Genomic DNA, 18,666 nt, shown 5'->3' with positions numbered 1-18,666 from the left:
AAAATTAAAGGGATGAAAAAGAGCATTTTGAATATTGCGCAAAGCTATGCCGATTTGCCGGAAATAAACTCCGCCATCTCCTTTGGTCCTTTCATCAAATACCTGCACCGAAAAATTGAAGAAGAGCAGACGGTAAAATCGGCTATCTATATCAACGCCCTGGAAGCATTTCAAAAACAAGGTATTGATAACCAGGTTATCGCTATTGAAAACATCTATGAACATGAGCTGCTATTAGAACATGTTTACGCCTGCCTCTCCCCCTCGCTTTCAACAGAAAGTCATCTCGCCTGGGGACTATGCTTCCCGATGCAGCCCATTACCTTTTACGGAACAGATTTGATGTACCACTTATTGGAAAATGAAGAAAAGGACCAAAACGGCTACATGGGCGGTAAAACCATTCAGCAACACCAGCAAGACCGTTTGCATTTCATCTATTCGTTTATCCTTAATGAGCTCTATACTTTCCATACCCCTTTAAAAGAAAAATACCACTCCGGCATGAATGCCGATACCGGCTTGCCAGGCTATTTTCATATCGGCATCAATACCAATTTTATGGAGGTAAAGGCCAAACAACAACTTCCGGAGCTGAGCTACCGCGAACTGCAGCAATATTTCAATGAAGAATCGGGCCTCGATCAGATTCAGCAGGTTTTGCCGCTTGATCTTTTTGAGTTTAGGGGCATTTCGGTACTGACCATTAGCGATGTAACCACCAAAAAGGCGGTAGAAAATATTAAGAGCATCAGATTGAGCCGCAGCCCGGGCGATGAGGAAGTGGCCTATACAGAGGTGATCCAGTCGCTTAAAATCCTGGTGCAAAACGCCAACATCGAGTTCGATCTCTTTCCCTTTGTAAGGATTAACAATAAAATGGTTTATGGCTATGTTAAGGGTGGAAGTGGCCTGCTGTTTTCGGTATGGGGCGAAGAAACACTCAGTCCCGAAGCCTTTCAACAGATTGCAGAAGGTTATGCCGCACATCCCGATTCCTTTTACTCGCCCGATATCTGGGCAGAAGATATGGAAATGTTTCCCTGGTTAGATCGGTTTAGGGAACTGCGTGTTAAATCAATGTCGCTCTCGCCCATATTTCACAACCACATACTGGTAGGTGTGCTGGGCATGCACACCTGGATTGGGGAAAGTTTTGATGAAAAGAAAATCACCCTATTGGAGCCAGTACTTGAGCCGATTGGCCAGTTGCTACAGATCTACATCGACGAGTTTAACCTGGAGATTGAAAATATCATCAAAGAAAAATATACTTCCATCCAGCCATCTGTGCAATGGAAATTTAACGAAGCGGCCTGGCACCAGCTTTACGACAAAAAGAAGAACCTCCCCTTGCGCACTGAAGAAATCAGTTTCGATGATGTATACCCTTCTTATGGCGCTATCGACATCAGAAACTCTACAACCGAACGCAATAGCGCCAGCAAGGCTGATTTTAGGCTGCATTTGAACATGCTCTCTGAAACATTGGCACAGCTCAACAAATTGTATAGCTCGCCTTTGCTGGAAGAAAAGATCTTCAGCTGTAAAAAATGGAGCAATGCCCTGGAGGCCGGCGACCTGAATACCACCGAAGAAAACAGCCTCAATATCTTCCTTAAAGAAGAATCCACCGATTACCTGAAACTTATTTCGCAGTCGGATCCAAATACCAAAAAGGTAATCGATCAATATCTTCAGGAAATTTCCGAACACAACGGCGAGGTTTACAAACACCGTCAGGCACTGGAAGTTTCTATGCAGCTGATCAATACCGCCATCAACAATTATTTTGAATCCGAGCGCGAAAAGCTGCAACAGTCCTATCCCTGCTATTTTGAGAAATTCAGGACAGACGGCTTAGAATACGATATCTATATCGGGCAATCTATTGCACCTGATAAGCCCTTTAACAACTTTCACCTGCAGAACCTTCGCTTGTGGCAGCTATCATCAATGGCCACAGTGGCTAAAATGATACAACAGCTCCAACCTGAGCTCCCGGTTAAACTGGCTACCACACAATTGATCTTTATCCATAACCACCCGATAAGCATCAGTTTTAGGGCCGACGAAAGGAAATTTGATGTAGAAGGTGCATACAACATCAGGTATCAGATGATCAAAAAAAGGATAGACAAGGTGCTGATCCGCAATTCGCAGGAACGGCTCACCCAGCCCGATAAACTGGCATTGATCTATTTCAATAAACGCGACATTGAAGATTACCTCCCATTTGTAAAATACCTGCAGGAAACCGGTGTGTTGAATACTGAAACGGAAGACCTTGATCTGGAAGATCTGCAAGGATTAAGCGGACTGAAAGCTTTGCGGATCGCAATATTATAACGCAAAAGCATCACAAACAAAAAAGCCTCAACTTTTACAAGTTAAGGCTTTTGTTGCGGAATGGACGGGACTCGAACCCGCGACCTCCTGCGTGACAGGCAGGCATTCTAACCAGCTGAACTACCACTCCATTTGTTCTCCTTTAAAGTTCGAACCTCTTTCCTCTTTCGAGGTTGCAAATATAGAGACTATATCTTAATTCGCAAACTTTATTTTAAAAAATATTTAACTCCTTATCCTACAGCACCTTCCTGCATTTTTTCTGCATTTTCTGCGAACTGAAGCGCATCGATAATCTCCTGGATGTCGCCATCCATAATGGTTGGCAGATTATACATCGTTAATCCGATACGGTGTTCGGTAACACGCCCCTGTGGATAATTGTAGGTTCTGATCTTGGCCGAACGGTCGCCGGTTGATACCATTGTTTTACGTTTGGCAGCAATATCCCCGTTCTTTTTCTGCAATTCGATATCGTAAAGCTTGCTACGCAACATTTCCATCGCAATCACACGGTTACCGAGTTGCGAACGCTCCTGCTGACAAACCACTACAATCCCCGATGGCTTGTGTGTTAACTGCACCTTGGTTTCTACCTTATTTACATTCTGTCCACCCGCACCACCTGAACGCGAAGTTTGCAGTTCGATATCGGCAGGATTAATGTACAGATCAATTTCTTCAGCCTCTGGTAAAACGGCAACAGATGCCGCCGAAGTGTGTACACGGCCCTGGGTTTCGGTATCTGGTACACGTTGTACTCGGTGTACACCACTTTCGTACTTCAGCTGACCATACACATCATCGCCATTTACCTTCAGGATCACCTCTTTATAACCACCAGCAGTACCTTCGGTTACATCAACAGTTTCCACTTTCCAGCCCTTGGTTTCGAAATAACGGGTGTACATGCGGTATAAATCGCCGGCAAATAAAGCCGCTTCATCACCACCAGTACCACCACGGATCTCAAATACGGCATTCTTCGCATCTTCCGGGTCTTTAGGAATCAGCATCAAACGGATATTGCTTTCCATTTCTTCCTGTTGCTTTAAAAGCATATCCAGTTCTTCCTTTGCCATCTCACGCATTTCGGCGTCTTTCTCCGTTGCTAAAATCTCTTTGTTGGCATCGATATTACTCATCACATTTTTGTAGATTTTATATTCGTCTACAATTTTGCCCAAGTCTTTATATTCTTTGTTTAAAGCCGCAAAACGTTTCATATCCTGAATAACATCCGGATTGCTCAACGATTCTTCTACATCTTCCCAACGCAGCTTTATAGCTTCTAATTTATCTAACATATTTATTCTTGTTGAAATTTCCTGACGATTGGCATAGGCTCAAAAATTCAGGAAATGCAAAAATAAGGAAAAAAGCTGAATTTGTTTGTTTGGGGAGAATGGTTAATTGGGTAACTGTTGAATCGTTTAATTGTAAGGTGTAAAAAAGGATGGTTATAGTATTATTTAAAAGGTTTTGGAAATGAACGGGTTCTGTTTCTATGGGGCCTGTAGTCCCGCTATCACTTCAAGTCCTCGCTACGTTCCTCGCTCCGGGCTTTTCGTTCTATCGGGTTTAGATATAAAGGGCGGTGCATTTTAGACACTTCGCAACCCTAAATAGTAGCAAAAACCGGGGTATTTAAATGGGATTGGAGTGACAGCTCCCGATTTTCCTTCAAAATCGGGACTATAACGAAAAGCCCGGCGAACATTAAACTGATGCTACAGGTGCTGCTTTCCAAAAAATAAATAGGGACTATAAATTAGGCTTATAATACTCCAATTTCAACTCCTGCCCATCAAACACTGCGTAAGAATTATAATTGAGCCACTCGCCGATATTTACATACCTGCTCCCCTTACCTAAATCGATATCGAGCGGCAGGTGCCTGTGCCCAAAAATAAAATAATCGAAATGGGTTTTCTGCAACTGTTCTTTGGCATAAATAGCCAGCCACTCCCTGTCCTCACCTAAAAAAACTTCCTTTTCGGTTTGTGCAGCCCTGCTCCCCTGGCTCCACGAGTTGGCAATACCAATGCCCAGGTTTGGATGCAAGCGGGCAAACAACCACTGACAAAGTTTGCTTCTGAAAATTTTCCTTAAGAATTTATATTTATTGTCGCCTGGCCCCAAACCATCGCCATGATGCAGGTAAAATTTCTTACCGCCCCGTTCAATAATCAGCTCATCGCTGATAATTTCCATGCCGATTTCCCGGGTAAAATAATCGCGCACCCACATATCATGGTTGCCTTTAAAAAAGTAAATTTTTATTCCGGCATCGGCCATAGCAGCCAGTTTTCCCTGCAGGCGGATAAAACCTTTCGGAACCACCTTCGCATATTCAAACCAGAAGTCAAAAATATCCCCCATCAAAAACAGCTCACCGCAATTTGGCTCTATAAAACTCAACCAGCTTACAATATGCGCTTCACGGGCACGGCTTTCGGCATAACCCGGTGTGCCTAAATGAAAATCAGAAGCGAAATAAATATTCTTTGCCATGTACAAATCCAAAGGTAAGGCAAAAAGCTTAAAATATCTTAATCTGTGCAATCCTAAAATCTGCGTAATCAACCCGAAGGAAAAGACCAAAACAACATAACCTGTGCAATCCTAATATCTCTGTAATCAACCCACAAGGAAAAAAACATATATTAGTAAATAAATCTGTTTCAACATGAAAAAACAAATTGTATTGAGCTTATTTGCATTAAGCCTTTTCGCCTGTAATCAGGGCAAAAAACCTGCAGAAAAAATAACATTGATGAAATATCCCGAAACCAAAAAAGACAGCACAACCGATAATTACTTCGGAACTACCATTGCCGATCCTTACCGATGGCTGGAAAATGATACCTCTGCCGAAACAAAAGCCTGGGTAGTAGCTGAGAATAAAGTGACCCAAAATTACCTGGAGCAAATCCCCTACCGTGCAGATATTAAAAAACGCTTGACCGAAATCTGGAACTACCCAAAAGAAAGCGCACCGTTTAAAGTGGGCGAATATTATTTCTCCACCAAAAACGACGGACTCCAAAATCAAAGCATCTGGTTCATTAAAAAAGGATTGGATGGCAAGGAAGAAGTTTTTCTAGACCCTAATAAGCTTACCGCCGATGGAACAGCAGCGGTTTCTCTACTGGGTTTCTCTCACGATAAAAAATACCTAGCCTATTCCGTTGCACAAGCCGGCTCAGACTGGAGCAATATTTACGTAATGGAAATTGCCAGCAAAAAGAAACTGGCCGATGAGTTGAAATGGACCAAATTCTCGGGTGCTGCCTGGAAAGGCGATGGCTTTTACTATAGTAAATTTGATGAACCTGCCGTAAAAGGAACTGATCTTTCTGCAGCCAACAAATACCAAAAAGTATATTTCCACAAACTGGGCGATGAACAAAAAAACGATCAGTTAATATTTGAAGACAAAACCAATCCGAACCTATATTTTGGCGCCAATATTACTGAAGATGAACGTTTTCTAGTGGTATATGCCAGTGCAGGCACTTCGGGTAATGCCTTATTCTATCAGGATTTAAAAGCACAGGGAAGCAAAATTGAGCCTTTGATTAAGGGTTATGAAAATAACCATAGCGTTGTGGATAATATTGGCGATAAGCTATTGGTGAATACTGATCTTGGCGCCGAAAACAAACAAGTGGTTTTGGTTGATCCAAAAAATGCAGATCCAAAAAACTGGCAGAAAGTGATCCCCGAATCTACACTGGCATTAGAAGGCATTGGCACGGGCGGCGGTTTTCTTTGGGCTTCGTACCTGAAAGATGCAAGCACCAATATTATACAGTTTGGTTTAAACGGAAAGAAAATCAGGGAAGTAAAACTTCCGGCAATAGGTACTGTTGGTGGTTTTGGCGGCTATAAAGAGGATAAAGAATTCTTTTACACTTTTTCCAATTTCACCACGCCAGGTGCCATTTACCGTTACGATATCAACAAGGCAGAATCGATCCTCTATAAAAAATCAGAACTGCAATTTAACACCGAAAATTACGAAACCAAACTGGTATTTTATCCATCGAAAGATGGCACCAAAGTACCCATGTTTATCGTATCCAAGAAAGGTATCAAACTTGATGGCAACAATCCGGTTTATCTTTATGCTTATGGCGGCTTCCAGATCAGTTTAACGCCAGGATTTAGTCTGTCGCGGATGTTGTTTTTGGAGCGTGGCGGGATTTACGTGCAACCGAGTTTACGTGGTGGAAGCGAATATGGCGAAGCCTGGCATAAAGCGGGCATGTTATCAAAAAAACAGAATGTTTTCGACGATTTTATAGCCGCAGCAGAATACCTGGTGAAAGAAAAATACACCAACCCTTCTAAAATCGCCATTTCTGGTGGTTCGAACGGCGGTTTGTTGGTCGGCGCTTGTATGACCCAAAGACCCGATCTGTTTAAAGTGGCACTGCCTGCGGTTGGCGTTTTAGATATGCTCCGTTATCACAAATTTACCGTTGGCTGGGGCTGGGCGGTAGAGTACGGAAGCAGCGACAAAAAAGAAGATTTCGATTACCTGATCAAATATTCGCCACTTCACAACATAAAAAGCGGCGTAAATTATCCGGCGACACTAATCACCACAGCCGATCACGACGACCGCGTGGTGCCTGCACATTCATTCAAATTTGCTGCAACCTTGCAGGAAAAATACAAAGGTGAAAACCCGGTTTTAATCCGGATCGAAACCAAGGCTGGCCATGGTGCGGGTAAGCCCACTACCAAAATGATCGAAGAAGCCGCTGATGTATGGAGCTTTGTATTTCAGAATTTGGGAATGAACTGGTAAATGCTTCTTTGTCATCCGGAACAAAATGAAGGATCTTTCTATAACAAGCGAAAGCTTTGACAATTAAAAAGATCCTTCGTTCCTTAGAATGACAATCGTTCGTATCCCACTAAATCCATAGACCAATTATAATTTGCTTTAAACTACCGAAAACCCTTAACTTTTGCTTTTTGCTAAGCCAGGGAATATAAAATACTGAATATAATAGGATTGCAAAATTATCTAGAATATTTCTAAATAGCAGAATTGGTAATACTTTATTTTGTAACTTTGCGTCAAATTTTTTTTAATGATCACTACTGATATAGCCGTAATAGGCGCTGGTCCGGTTGGTTTATTTGCCATTTTTGAAGCCGGTTTATTAAAAATGCGTTGCCATTTAATCGATTACCTGCCTCAGGTTGGTGGGCAGCTGTCTGAAATTTACCCTAAAAAACCGATATACGATATCCCTGGTTATCCTTCTGTGCTGGCTCAGGAACTTATCGATAACTTAATGGAACAGGCAAAACCTTTCCATCCAACGTTTACTTTAGGCGAGCGTATCGAAGGTTTAGAAAAGCGTGGCGAAGCCGATTTCGTTTTAACTACGAATATGGGTACCGTTATCGAAGCTAAGGTTGTGGTTATTGCCGGTGGTTTGGGCTGTTTCGAACCACGTAAACCTGCTGTAGAAAACTTAGAGAAATTTGAGAACGGTAAAGGTGTAAACTACATGATCCTTGATCCGGAGAAATACCGCGATCAGAAAATGGTGATTGCCGGTGGTGGCGACTCGGCTTTAGACTGGACCATTTATTTAGCTGAAGTTTGTTCTGAGTTAACCTTGGTGCACAGAAGCGAGAGTTTCCGTGGCGCACCCGATTCAGTAGCTAAAGTAATGGCACTGGCTGAAAGTGGAAAAATCAATTTGGTTTTAAACAGCAACCTTCAGGCCGTACAGGGAACCGATAAACTGGAACAGGTAGAAATTGTGCAGAACCGCACGATGGAAAAAACGGTTGTTGAGGCCGATCACCTTATTCCTTTGTTTGGATTGAGCCCTAAATTAGGTCCGATTGAAGACTGGAACTTAAATATCAACAAAAGTGCGATCGAGGTAAATGTGGATGATTATTCGACAAACATCCCTGGAATTTATGCAATTGGCGATATCAACACCTACACCAATAAGTTAAAGTTAATTCTTTGTGGTTTCCACGAGGCTGCCTTAATGAGCCACAGTGCCTATTCTTATATGAACCCAGGTGTGAAATATACCATGAAATATACAACGGTAAACGGAGTTTCGGAATTTTAAGCTTTCTACTATATTTGTGAATCAATATAAGTAAGCTAAAAAATGGAAAACAATATTAATATATATATGCAAGAGCCGGATGGCTCGGTTACCGAACACGTTGCACCAACTGACATGGGTTTAAGCCTGATGGAGTTTTTAAAGGCATCAGAGTACGATATCCTGGCAACCTGTGGTGGAATGGCTTTATGCGCGACCTGCTGTGTTGATGTTTTGGAAGGTGAAGAAAAACTGAACGAAATGACAGACGATGAGTATGCCATGCTGGATACCTTGCCTGACCTGTTGCCAAACTCGCGTTTAGCCTGCCAGTTGCAGTTAAATAACAACATGGACGGATTAAAAGTAAAATTACACGGCGTAAGCTAGATTTTAAAACATATTAAAGCAAAGGCGATACATAAAGTGTCGCCTTTTTTGTTTTTAATAGCCCTGAATTGCAAACGTCTTGTTAGTCGAGATTTGCAATCTCTACTCTCCGTACCGTGGATGCATCGGAATCTGGAGCAGCGCACCCCGTTATTAAACCTGATAAAGCGGAAAGCCCGGAGCGCAGCGAGGACTTGAAGCGATAGCAGGACTGCTGTCCGCCATTATAACAGCAACCATCATTTCCAAAAAAATCTATCAATAAAGATGATATTTATAGACCTATCAGATTTCGAAAAACCTGATAGGTCTTGTAAGCTATTGAATACTTACCTTCTGCTTTACAACATTCCAGCCATATACTTCTACAGCTAAATTGCTTTGTTTCCCTGTATATTCTACCGTTACCGTTTTGCTTTCCCCAGGTAAAATACTCACGTAGTTATCATCATAAAAAGCAGGAAGCACGCGTTCGTTGCTGTTGTTATTAATTAAGGCCACACGGTTAAAAAATGCCACCGGATTACCGTTCGCATTGCTCAGTGTTACTTCTACTTTACCGTTTTTGCGATCTACAGCATCGACTTTTAACGGCGTTTGCCTGATATTTTTTAAACCTGAATATTCGCCATCTTTACCCGGAAGCCAATAAATATTCTCACTCAGTATATTCTGCTTCTGATCCAAAATCCTTAATGATACAAACACCCCTTCTTTTTTATCCAGCTTGGCCAAAAATTCGTTCATTGGAAAAAGTCTTCTCACAGAAGATGGCCCAACCGAATTAAACACCTGTGAGTAGAAATAATCCTTTCCATCCATATCGTAGGCTTTGGCCTGAACCATTAGATTGTTTTTGGTGGTAAAACCGTTGTTTACGATGGTAACCATACTGTCCAAAGGATTCATCATTACATGTAGCGGCTCACTACCTTTACGCAAACCGTATAAACAAGCGTTAGGATCGAGGTAATAATCGTACATCTGCCCGCGCATGGCCGTCCAGGGGTTTTGGGTTTTCCAGATGATGGAACCGGTATACCAATCCCACATTTTATTCGAAAAGCCTTCCATCAAAGCCCTGTACTGATCATAATTGGCCAACTGGGCTTTCATGGCAAAGTCTTCAGCGTTTTTTGGTTTACCATATGGATTAATGTATTGCTCGTAAGAGATATATTTATGGTAATCCCACACCGAATCGGGCTTTGCTTTGTATTGTGGCGCAATCAGGTTTTCTTTTGGGATAAAACGGAGCAAAGAAGCATAGTCGCCCACGCCTACCGAACCTACTTCCGAATTGTAAGGGAAAGTTTTTGTACCCCAAAAAGTTTTAATATCCTGTATCCCATACGGTCCATCGCCATTTCCACCGATAGCATTAAACGACATTTCATCACTGTTAGAGAAATCGAAAAGCTTTCTCGTTCCATCTAAGCGCGGCAGGATATCGTTTTTTAACGGCTCCAAAATATCTTCTGGTGGCGTAATTTCATTTCCTCCGCACCAAAAAGCAAGTGACGCATGGTTTCTGATCATTTTGATCTGATCTTCAATAGCAGTTAAAGTTAGGTTGTGGTCGTCCGGATAATTTCTTCTTGTCCATTGATCTCCTTTTTTCATTGGATCTACCCAACGGCCATTGCAATCGCCACTAAACCAGAAATCCTGAAAGACCAGTAAGCCATATTTATCACAGGCATTATAAAATTCAGGTCGTTCTAATATCGCCCCGCCCCAGATGCGGATCAGGTTGAGGTTCATGTCTTTGTGGTAACGGATCTCCGCATCATAACGGGCATCACTAAAACGTAACATGGCGTCAGAAATGATCCAGTTACCGCCTTTAATGAAAATCTTTTGTCCGTTTACATAGGCGCCCATACTTTTGGTATGTTCGTTCCAGATGTTATCGATCTGACGTACGCCTACTTTAAGCTGCTCCTGATCCAACACCTTGTTAGCCGCCACAAATTCGATTTTTACATCATACAGATTTTGCGCCCCATAGCCACTTGGCCACCAAAGCTTAGGGTTCTCGAGCTGTAAATCAGGAAGTTTAACTATAGTTGTTTTATTCGCGGCAATGGTAGCCGCCTGTTTAATCAACTTACCTGCAATCTGATATTGCAACATACCCGAAACAGCCTGACTGGTTGGATTTTCTACCTCAACCGAAACTTTAACAGTTGCCGGGCTCTGCTTTCCTTCCGGTAAACGTTTACCTGGCACTAAGGTAATTACCTGTGGGTTCTGGATGTTAATATTTTTGGTTTTTTCGATCGTTACTTTATCCCAGATTCCGGTATTACGGTCGCGGGTGGGTTGAATCCAGTCCCAGCCGGCAGTATACTGTGTGGTTAAACCTTTGGCAATAGTCCCGTCACCACCTTGGCCGCCATTCGGGTTGCCCGGAAAATCTGGTGGATAAACAATTACAGCAAGCCTGTTTTTCCCATTTGGCGATAATAGTTTGGTAATGTTATACTGTGCCCTAAGGTGCATACCTACCTGGGTTGCCGGATTCACCTTTTTGCCGTTTAAATAAATCTCGGCTTTATAATTTATCCCTCTGAACTGGAGCCAAACCTGTTCATTGCCAACTGCACGTTCCTCAAAATCTTTTACAAACCAATAGGTGTAGTAATCGTTTCCCGTTTTGTACACATCCGGGATTTTTTCGTTATTCATCCCATAAAATGGGTCCGGAACTTTTTTATTGTTCAATAAGGTTGTCAATACCGTTCCGGGCACAGTTGCAGGCATCCAGCCGCCAAGCGAAAAAGCGGGTTTAGAAATTGCTGAGCCATTAGCCTGAGCGTCTCTGATATTGGCACAAACCCAGCCCGAGTTTAGTTCGTAACGCTGTTGCGCGTTCACGATGAAGGCCGGACAGAGTAAAAGAAGTAAAAGTATTTTCTTCATGTATTTGGAATTATTGAATGAATGAATGATTGCATTTGTGCCTGAATGGAAGAATGATTAAATGAGAGAATGGTTTCTTGTTCATGATTAAAAATTTCTTTATTCTCTCATTTAATCCTTCAAAATTCAATCCTTAATGAGTTGAAACAGGTCTGTCTTCAGGTTTTATGCCCCAGCTTGCAGATGCTTTATTTCCCATGTAAATCTGCATATTTCCACCAGCCATTATGGCCTTGTGCAAAATATATGATTTCGTATAGGGTTTCCCATTTAATACAATTTTTTGAATGTACTTATTTTCAGTACTGTTATCAACAACTTTGATATTGAATTTCTTATTTCCGGCAAGTGAAATGGTAGCATCGTTAACCAAAGGTGTTCCGAAAACATAGGCCCCATTTGCCGGGTTGACCGGATAAAATCCCATTGACGTGAAAACGTACCAGGCACTCATTTGGCCCACGTCTTCGTTACCGCATAAGCCATCTGGTTTAGACGAGTAAAAATCTTTATCGATTTTTCGGATCAGATCGGCAGTTTTCCAGGGCTGACCTGCGTAAGTATATAAATAAGGAATGTGGTGGTTGGGTTCGTTCCCCTGTGCATAATTACCGATTAATCCACTGATATCCGGCGAGCCGTTGGTTCCCAAATCCAAAGGTAAGGTAAATAGCGAATCGAGTTTTTTGGTAAATGGCTTATCCCCTCCAAAAAGATTAATCAGCCCTTCTACGTCTTGCGGCACCAACCAAGTATATTGCCAGGCATTCCCTTCTACATAATCATCTTCACGGTGTTTAGATGAAAAAGGATCAAAAGGACTTCTCCAGTTTCCGTTGGCAAGTTTACCACGCATAAACTGAACACCAGGATCGAAATATAAACTATACAGTTTCGATCTCTTGCTAAAGTAATTGTAATCTGCCGTTCTGTTCAGTGCCTTAGCCATCTGCGCGATGCAATAATCGTCAATAGCATATTCTAAAGCCTTTCCTACTGATTCGTTTATTTTATCGGCCGGAATGTATTTAAGCTGCTGAATGTATTCGATGCCATCTGTTTTCTGCATGGCCGATTGTTTTATCGCTTCATATGCCAGCTTTACATCAAAGCCGCGGTATCCCTTTAAATAAGCATCAACAATAACCGGCACGGCATGGTAACCCACCATGGTATTGGTTTCACTTCCCATTAAGTGCCAAACGGGTAATTTCCCTTGTTGCTTGTAAATGGCCAGCATGGTATTCACCACATCGCTCACCTTATCCTGGTGAAGGATAGTAAAAAGCGGATTTGCCGCACGATAGGTATCCCATAGGGAAAACGTAGTTAAATTATTAAAAGTGGCCTTTTTGTACACCTTTTTATCTGTACCGAGGTAATCTTTATTTACATCATTAAATAGTGATGGCGCCACCATAGTATGGTACAAAGCCGTATAAAACACCTTTTTTGTCGTATTCGATGCTTCAATTTTAACTTTCGAAAGCTCTTTCTCCCATTTTGCATCACTGTTTTTAACGGTAGCCGCAAAATCCCAGCCTGGCAGTTCTGTTTTTAAATTTAAAATGGCATTTTCGATACTTACCGGAGATAAAGCCACTTTAATCTGCAGTTTTTCCTTATTGATGGCATTAAAACTCACCACTGCTTTTAATTTTTTACCCGATAATGCTGCTCCACTTTTAACTACGGTACTATCGTATAAGACAAGTGTTTTAATCGGTTGCGAAAGTTTGATTACAAAATACAAACGCTGATCGTTAGACCAGCCTTTAGAATTTCGATGTCCTACAATAGTGGTGGCATCCAGCTGTTTCAATGAAGCCGATACAGGTGCATCCCAACCAATGCCTTCGATCAAATCGATCATGATATGAGGGTTTTCAGCTCCTTTTTTAAAAGTATATTGATGAAAACCCACCCTTTCGGTTGCAGTTAATTCGGCTTTAATCTGATATTTATCTAGCAATACACTGTAATAACCTGCTTTTGCCACTTCGTTTTGATGCGAAAACGTAGAGAGATAACCCTCCTGATCATCGGCTGTTTTACCTTTTTCGAGCAGGATTTTACCCGTTGCCGGCATGATCGAAATATCGCCTAAATCGCCAATACCCGTACCACTCAAATGGGTATGCGCAAAACCGGTAATCGTATTGCTGCTATAATTGTAACCACTGCACCAGTCCCAGCCTTCAAAAATGTTATTTGGTCCGAGCTGTACTGCTCCAAACGGAACATTGGCGCCAACAAAAACGTGCCCGTGTTTGGCCGATCCGATCAATGGATCTACGTATCGGGTAAACTTCGTTTTCTGTTGAGCTGTGGCATTAATTGTAAATAGAGAGGCGGTTAGAAGTAGAATAGATGAGGTTTTCCTGAACTGCATGTGTGCTTATAATTTCCTACAATAGATTTAAAAATCTAAAAGTAAAACGTTTTATGTTCATTTCTCCTAAAAAGGGGAAAGAATTACATCAAAAGCAGGTCATTTCGGTCCGATCGTTATCGGATGTCTCTTAGCCCCGAACATTTGAGAGAGAAATGACGATTACACCTGCAAGCTCTTTTATCCAACCTCCAAAACAATCACCTGATCAGGTTCAGCAGCATTTGCCCCGGTAGTAACTGTTAATTTCGATTTTTTAAAGGTGAAACTTACTGCACTTTTATCTTTCAGTAAATATGCCTTTTTGATTTTCTTTACCGGAACGTTTTCGAGATCCAGGTTTGTGGTTTTTCCGTCAACAATGTGGATATAGATTTTGTTACCATTCTGCGTGATGCTCCCCCAGGCTTGTGGCTTGATAAATCCGGCTTTTGTGCCGTAGATACTTTCGCCATACACCTTAAGCCAATCGCCGAAACCCACTAAGCGGTCTTGAAACTCCGGCTGTATCTTACCGCTTGGCATCGGACCAATGTTCAGTAAAAGATTGGAACCTAAGCTTGCGGCTTTAACCAACATGTGCACCAATTCTTTATTCGTTTTGTAATAGGTATCGCTTAAGTTATAACCCCACGAGTTGGAGATGGTTTCGCAGGTTTCGAGCGGCAACTGATCTGACGCTTTTTGAAAACTTAACCCTGATTTATTCTCCCCCGGAAGATCACGCTCAAACATCTGAAAATCTTCTCCTGCAAATGGTGTAAGGTGATGGTTATTCCCAATCATACACTGCGGTTGCAGTTTGTGTATCAAACCATAAATTTCATTGTACTTCCAGTCAATTCGAGAGGTCCTGTCTTTTGATCCTTCGGGTTCGGTTTGGTCCCAATGGCCATCAAACCAAATCCCACCGATTTCGCCATAATTGCTCAATAATTCGGTCAGCTGGTTTTTCATAAACTGTAAATAGCTGGCATAGTCGCCTTTGCCTGTCCGGCCAGAACTCTGCCCCGTGCGCCCGGTTTCGTGCGGATAATCTTCCCTGCGCCAATCTAATAAAGAGTAATATAAGTACAGTTTTATCCCCTGTTTGTGGCACTCATCGGCCATCATTTTTACAATATCCTTTTTGTAGGGTGTATTCATGATGTTAAAATCCGAATATTTGGTATCCCACATGCTGAAACCATCATGATGACGCGTAATCAGTGTAATGTACTTCATCCCGGCATTTTTTGCCATGCTTACCCACTGTCCGGCATTAAAATCAACCGGATTGAAAAAATCTTTAAGATTGGTATAATTGTGAACAGTTAACTTTCTCTCGTTCATTACCCACTCTCCACTGCCCGGGATACTAAAAGGCCCCCAGTGGATAAATAATCCGAAACGGGCATCGCTAAACCATTCGCGTTGTTTTAAATTAGAAGCTGCCGGCACGTAGTCCTGCGCTTTTAGCTGTAGGCCAAGCAATAGGACTAAGCCTATAATCATTAATTTTTTCATGGGGTAATGAAGTATATTTGGTTGGATTTTAATCTATCGAAGCCGTGGCTTTACTTGGTTTACCAATTACTTTGTAGTTTCCATCGCCTTTTAAAATCGCAAGGATCTGTGTTTGGTTGGTAAACAGGTTTTTCGCTGCAGCCAGTTCTTTATCGTATTGGAAACTCTGCTCGATTCGTCCTTTTTCGTAAAAATAACGGCTTACGATCTGTGTTTCCAAAACTCTTTTGATTTCAGCTTTATGGCTGGTTAAATCAGTCTTTTTAGAGGAAGTGAGTTTGTATTTAAGGTTTTCGAGATCGGTTTTTACCTCGGCAGATTTATTTTCTTTTTCCGCCTCTGCGCGCAGATCAGAAAGTAATCTTTCAGTGCGGCTTTGGTACGACAGGTCTTTATCGGCCAGACTGCTAGAGAAAGTGGCATAATCTGCATCAGATAACTGGAAGGTTTTAGCAGAGGCCAAAGTGGGCTTTTCTTTTCTGTATTGGTTGGCATAATTAAAGAAAAGACTCTTATTGATCATTGAAATGGTAATCGGGCTTAATTTGGCGGCATCAACCACAATATCAGGATAAACCCCATTGCCGCTGTACACATTCCTGCCTGCCTTGGTCTGGTACATCACCATGGTTGAATCGGCAAAACGTTCGGCTACGCCTTCAGCATTTTTATGTGCATAATCCAGTTTCTGGATGCATCTGCCTGATGGGGTATAATATTTGGCCACGGTTACCTTAACCAGGCTGTTATAAGGTAAATTGAAAGTCTGTTGCACCAGACCCTTGCCATAACTCCGTTGGCCGATTACTATGGCACGGTCTAAATCCTGCAATGAACCGGCAACAATTTCAGAAGCCGAGGCCGAATTTCCATTCACCAGCACGACCAGGGGAACTGAGGTGGATATTGGCGCCGAAAGTGTTTTGTAGGTGATTGTTTTCTCCACGTTTTTACCTTTTTGGGTCACTACAAGCTGATCCTTATTGACAAAAAGGTTAACAATTTTAACGGCTTCCTGTAAAATACCTCCCCCATTATTCCTCAAATCCAACACCACTCCTTTAGGATTTTCTTTTTGGATGGCCAACAAAGCATCTTTTACTTCCTGACCTGAATTTTCGAGGAATTTATCGAGTTTGATGTAACCTATGCCATCGCCAACCATACCAGAATAAGAAACATTGGGTTGTTTTATTTCCTCCCGAACAAGTTTTTTAGTGATTTCTTTCCCTTCCCTGATCACCAACAGGTCAACCGGAGTTCCTTTAGGCCCCCGCAACAACTGGCTAATCTCGGGGCGGTCTTTTCCCTTTACGGCAATTCCGTTTATGCTTAATACCTGATCTCCGGCTTTTATTTCACTTTTATTGGCAGGGTAACCTTCGCTAACATCGTTGATGAACAGTTTACCATCAATAAAAACGGTACTTGCACCAATACCACCGTATTGTGTACTTACATATTTCAGCTTATAATCTTCAATTTCCGATTCCGGAACGTACTCGGTATAAGGATCTAAACTGTCCAGCATGGCATCAATCCCCGTTTTCATCAATTGCGGGGCATTGGTGTCATCAACATAATTGATATTGATTTCTTTATAGAGTGAGGCAAAAATATCCAGGTTTTTAGATACCAGGAATAAATCTTCTTTAAATGAAAAAGATAAAACAGCTACACCAAATCCAGCTGCCAAAAGACCATATTTTAGTTTTTTCATTCCCTTAAATTATTTTAATTCCGACCGGAGCAAGTTAAATGAAATACCTGTCTGTTTGGAAGATTATTTATAACGTGTACAAACGTAAATGTACAAAAAGCCATAAATATTAAAAATAGCTTATTTGGGCTAAGCGTAAATTAAGCGTTACGCTAAAAGAAGTAATGGATTATTAAAGAAAAGAAGGCTAAAGTCTGTTGCCCTTGGTATCGGCAAGTGCCTTTTGAATGGTAAATTCGATATAAGTACGATCGCGTTTAACCAAACGCATTAAATCTTCAATCAATTGATCTTCTTTACCAGGTGTAAAATCTAAAGGTTCGTTCGCTAAGTCGCGGTATTTCCTTAGGAACTTAGTTTTTACTTTAAATGCGGTTTCTGAAGTAAGTTGAAAATTAGCCATGGCATATTTTATTTGATGCAAAAGTAAAAAATATTTGCTCAGGTTGATACCTTTTTATGTGATGTGACAAAAAAAATGGAGATTCGCGAACTCTTTTTGCACGATAATTGTGTTAAAAGCGCGTTATAAAACCTAATCGGGAATAAAACCCGGATCGTGTTAATAATAAAAATGAAACCATGGCCGGGAAAAATGCCTTTAAAAAGCCCTATCCATGGCCTATGGATTCGAAAACCCTTAAAAAAGCAAATTAAACAACATGAAAAAAATCATCTTCTCAATTGTTTTCCTAACCCTCGGTTGGGCAACATCAAAGGCACAAACCTTTAACCTTGGGGTTAAGGCAGGCGTAAATTTAGCCAAGTTAAATGCAGATTTTGCGAGTGAAGAAAACCGTTTAGGTTATCAGGTCGGTGCCTGGGCACGTATTGGTGGTGCAAGTTTTTATGTACAGCCGGAGGCTTACATTGGCAGCAAAGGCAACAAATTCATCAGCATTCAGCAGGATAATGGCAATGAAGTATCTGCAGAAGGAAAAGTAAAATTTACCACGTTAGATATCCCTGTTTTACTGGGAACGAAATTCGGTGCTAAAAACCTAAACTTCCGTTTGATGGCGGGCCCGGTGATTTCATTTATTCTGGATGAGAATTCATCATTTAGCTCAGCTTACCAACAGGCGACGGATTTTGGCAATTACAAAAACCAGGCTTTGGGTTTACAGGCTGGTGCAGGCGTGGATGTAGGCAGTATTTCGGTTGATTTACGTTATGAAGCCGGTTTATCGAACATTAGCAAAAGCGAAAAATACAGCCAGAAACCTAACCTTTTTCAATTGAGTTTAGGATTCAAAATTTTGTAATTTTTACAACAGATCATATTA

At 41.6% G+C, this 18,666-nt stretch carries 12 protein-coding genes and 1 tRNA gene; 5 read left to right on the top strand and 8 right to left on the bottom strand.

The features are described from left to right. The first annotated feature begins 12 nt into the window (after window positions 1-12). Entirely contained in the window at window positions 13-2,349 is a 2,337-nt protein-coding gene (locus AC04Q1_RS09620) for a hypothetical protein (RefSeq protein ID WP_478364034.1), read from the top strand. A 56-nt stretch (window positions 2,350-2,405) separates the two neighbouring features. On the opposite strand, the gene AC04Q1_RS09615 is transcribed toward AC04Q1_RS09620, so the two are convergent. The 3 genes from AC04Q1_RS09615 to AC04Q1_RS09605 all read right to left on the bottom strand — a co-directional run bounded on the left by AC04Q1_RS09615 (window position 2,406) and on the right by AC04Q1_RS09605 (window position 4,863). Continuing rightward, window positions 2,406-2,479, bottom strand: a tRNA-Asp gene (locus tag AC04Q1_RS09615). A gap of 103 nt (window positions 2,480-2,582) precedes the next feature. Then, window positions 2,583-3,656, bottom strand: coding sequence for a peptide chain release factor 1 (prfA, locus tag AC04Q1_RS09610; protein ID WP_478364032.1), 1,074 nt, complete (start codon window positions 3,654-3,656; stop codon window positions 2,583-2,585). Window positions 3,657-4,113: 457 nt separating this feature from the next. Beyond that, window positions 4,114-4,863: a UDP-2,3-diacylglucosamine diphosphatase gene (locus AC04Q1_RS09605; protein WP_478364030.1), complete on the bottom strand. Its 750-nt coding sequence runs from the start codon at window positions 4,861-4,863 to the stop codon at window positions 4,114-4,116. 175 nt (window positions 4,864-5,038) lie between these two features. Here AC04Q1_RS09605 and AC04Q1_RS09600 point away from each other — a divergent pair, with 175 nt between their 5' ends. From AC04Q1_RS09600 to AC04Q1_RS09590, 3 genes are all read left to right on the top strand, one after another. Then, on the top strand, window positions 5,039-7,168 hold the full coding sequence (locus AC04Q1_RS09600; protein WP_478364028.1) for a prolyl oligopeptidase family serine peptidase: 2,130 nt from the start codon (window positions 5,039-5,041) through the stop codon (window positions 7,166-7,168). Between the two features lie 289 nt (window positions 7,169-7,457). Next, window positions 7,458-8,468: an NAD(P)/FAD-dependent oxidoreductase gene (locus tag AC04Q1_RS09595; protein ID WP_478364026.1), complete on the top strand. Its 1,011-nt coding sequence runs from the start codon at window positions 7,458-7,460 to the stop codon at window positions 8,466-8,468. Between the two features lie 42 nt (window positions 8,469-8,510). Then, complete coding sequence (locus AC04Q1_RS09590) at window positions 8,511-8,837, top strand: 2Fe-2S iron-sulfur cluster-binding protein (RefSeq protein WP_025141835.1); 327 nt, start codon at window positions 8,511-8,513, stop codon at window positions 8,835-8,837. Window positions 8,838-9,155: 318 nt separating this feature from the next. Here the strand turns inward: AC04Q1_RS09590 and AC04Q1_RS09585 are convergent, their stop codons facing one another. The 5 genes from AC04Q1_RS09585 to AC04Q1_RS09565 all read right to left on the bottom strand — a co-directional run bounded on the left by AC04Q1_RS09585 (window position 9,156) and on the right by AC04Q1_RS09565 (window position 17,783). Then, complete coding sequence (locus AC04Q1_RS09585; protein WP_478364024.1) at window positions 9,156-11,762, bottom strand: glycoside hydrolase family 2 protein; 2,607 nt, start codon at window positions 11,760-11,762, stop codon at window positions 9,156-9,158. A gap of 133 nt (window positions 11,763-11,895) precedes the next feature. Next, the gene (locus AC04Q1_RS09580) at window positions 11,896-14,154 is read right to left on the bottom strand and encodes a GH92 family glycosyl hydrolase (RefSeq protein ID WP_478364022.1); all 2,259 of its coding nucleotides are present in this window, start codon (window positions 14,152-14,154) and stop codon (window positions 11,896-11,898) included. A gap of 180 nt (window positions 14,155-14,334) precedes the next feature. Next, window positions 14,335-15,660 (bottom strand): alpha-L-fucosidase, encoded by a 1,326-nt coding sequence (locus tag AC04Q1_RS09575; RefSeq protein WP_478364020.1) that lies wholly within the window; start codon window positions 15,658-15,660, stop codon window positions 14,335-14,337. Window positions 15,661-15,688: 28 nt separating this feature from the next. Then, window positions 15,689-17,380, bottom strand: a complete 1,692-nt coding sequence (locus tag AC04Q1_RS09570; RefSeq protein WP_478364018.1) for a S41 family peptidase — start codon at window positions 17,378-17,380, stop codon at window positions 15,689-15,691. Between the two features lie 187 nt (window positions 17,381-17,567). Further along, complete coding sequence (locus tag AC04Q1_RS09565; RefSeq protein ID WP_029280579.1) at window positions 17,568-17,783, bottom strand: hypothetical protein; 216 nt, start codon at window positions 17,781-17,783, stop codon at window positions 17,568-17,570. Window positions 17,784-18,042: 259 nt separating this feature from the next. Between AC04Q1_RS09565 and AC04Q1_RS09560 the strand changes: the two genes are divergently transcribed. Beyond that, entirely contained in the window at window positions 18,043-18,645 is a 603-nt protein-coding gene (locus AC04Q1_RS09560) for a porin family protein (RefSeq protein ID WP_478364016.1), read from the top strand. Window positions 18,646-18,666 lie beyond the last annotated feature (21 nt).

The organism is Pedobacter humicola (assembly GCF_056490705.1).
Note: the sequence above shows the minus strand (reverse complement) of the source record. Positions and strands in the feature narration are given on the sequence as shown.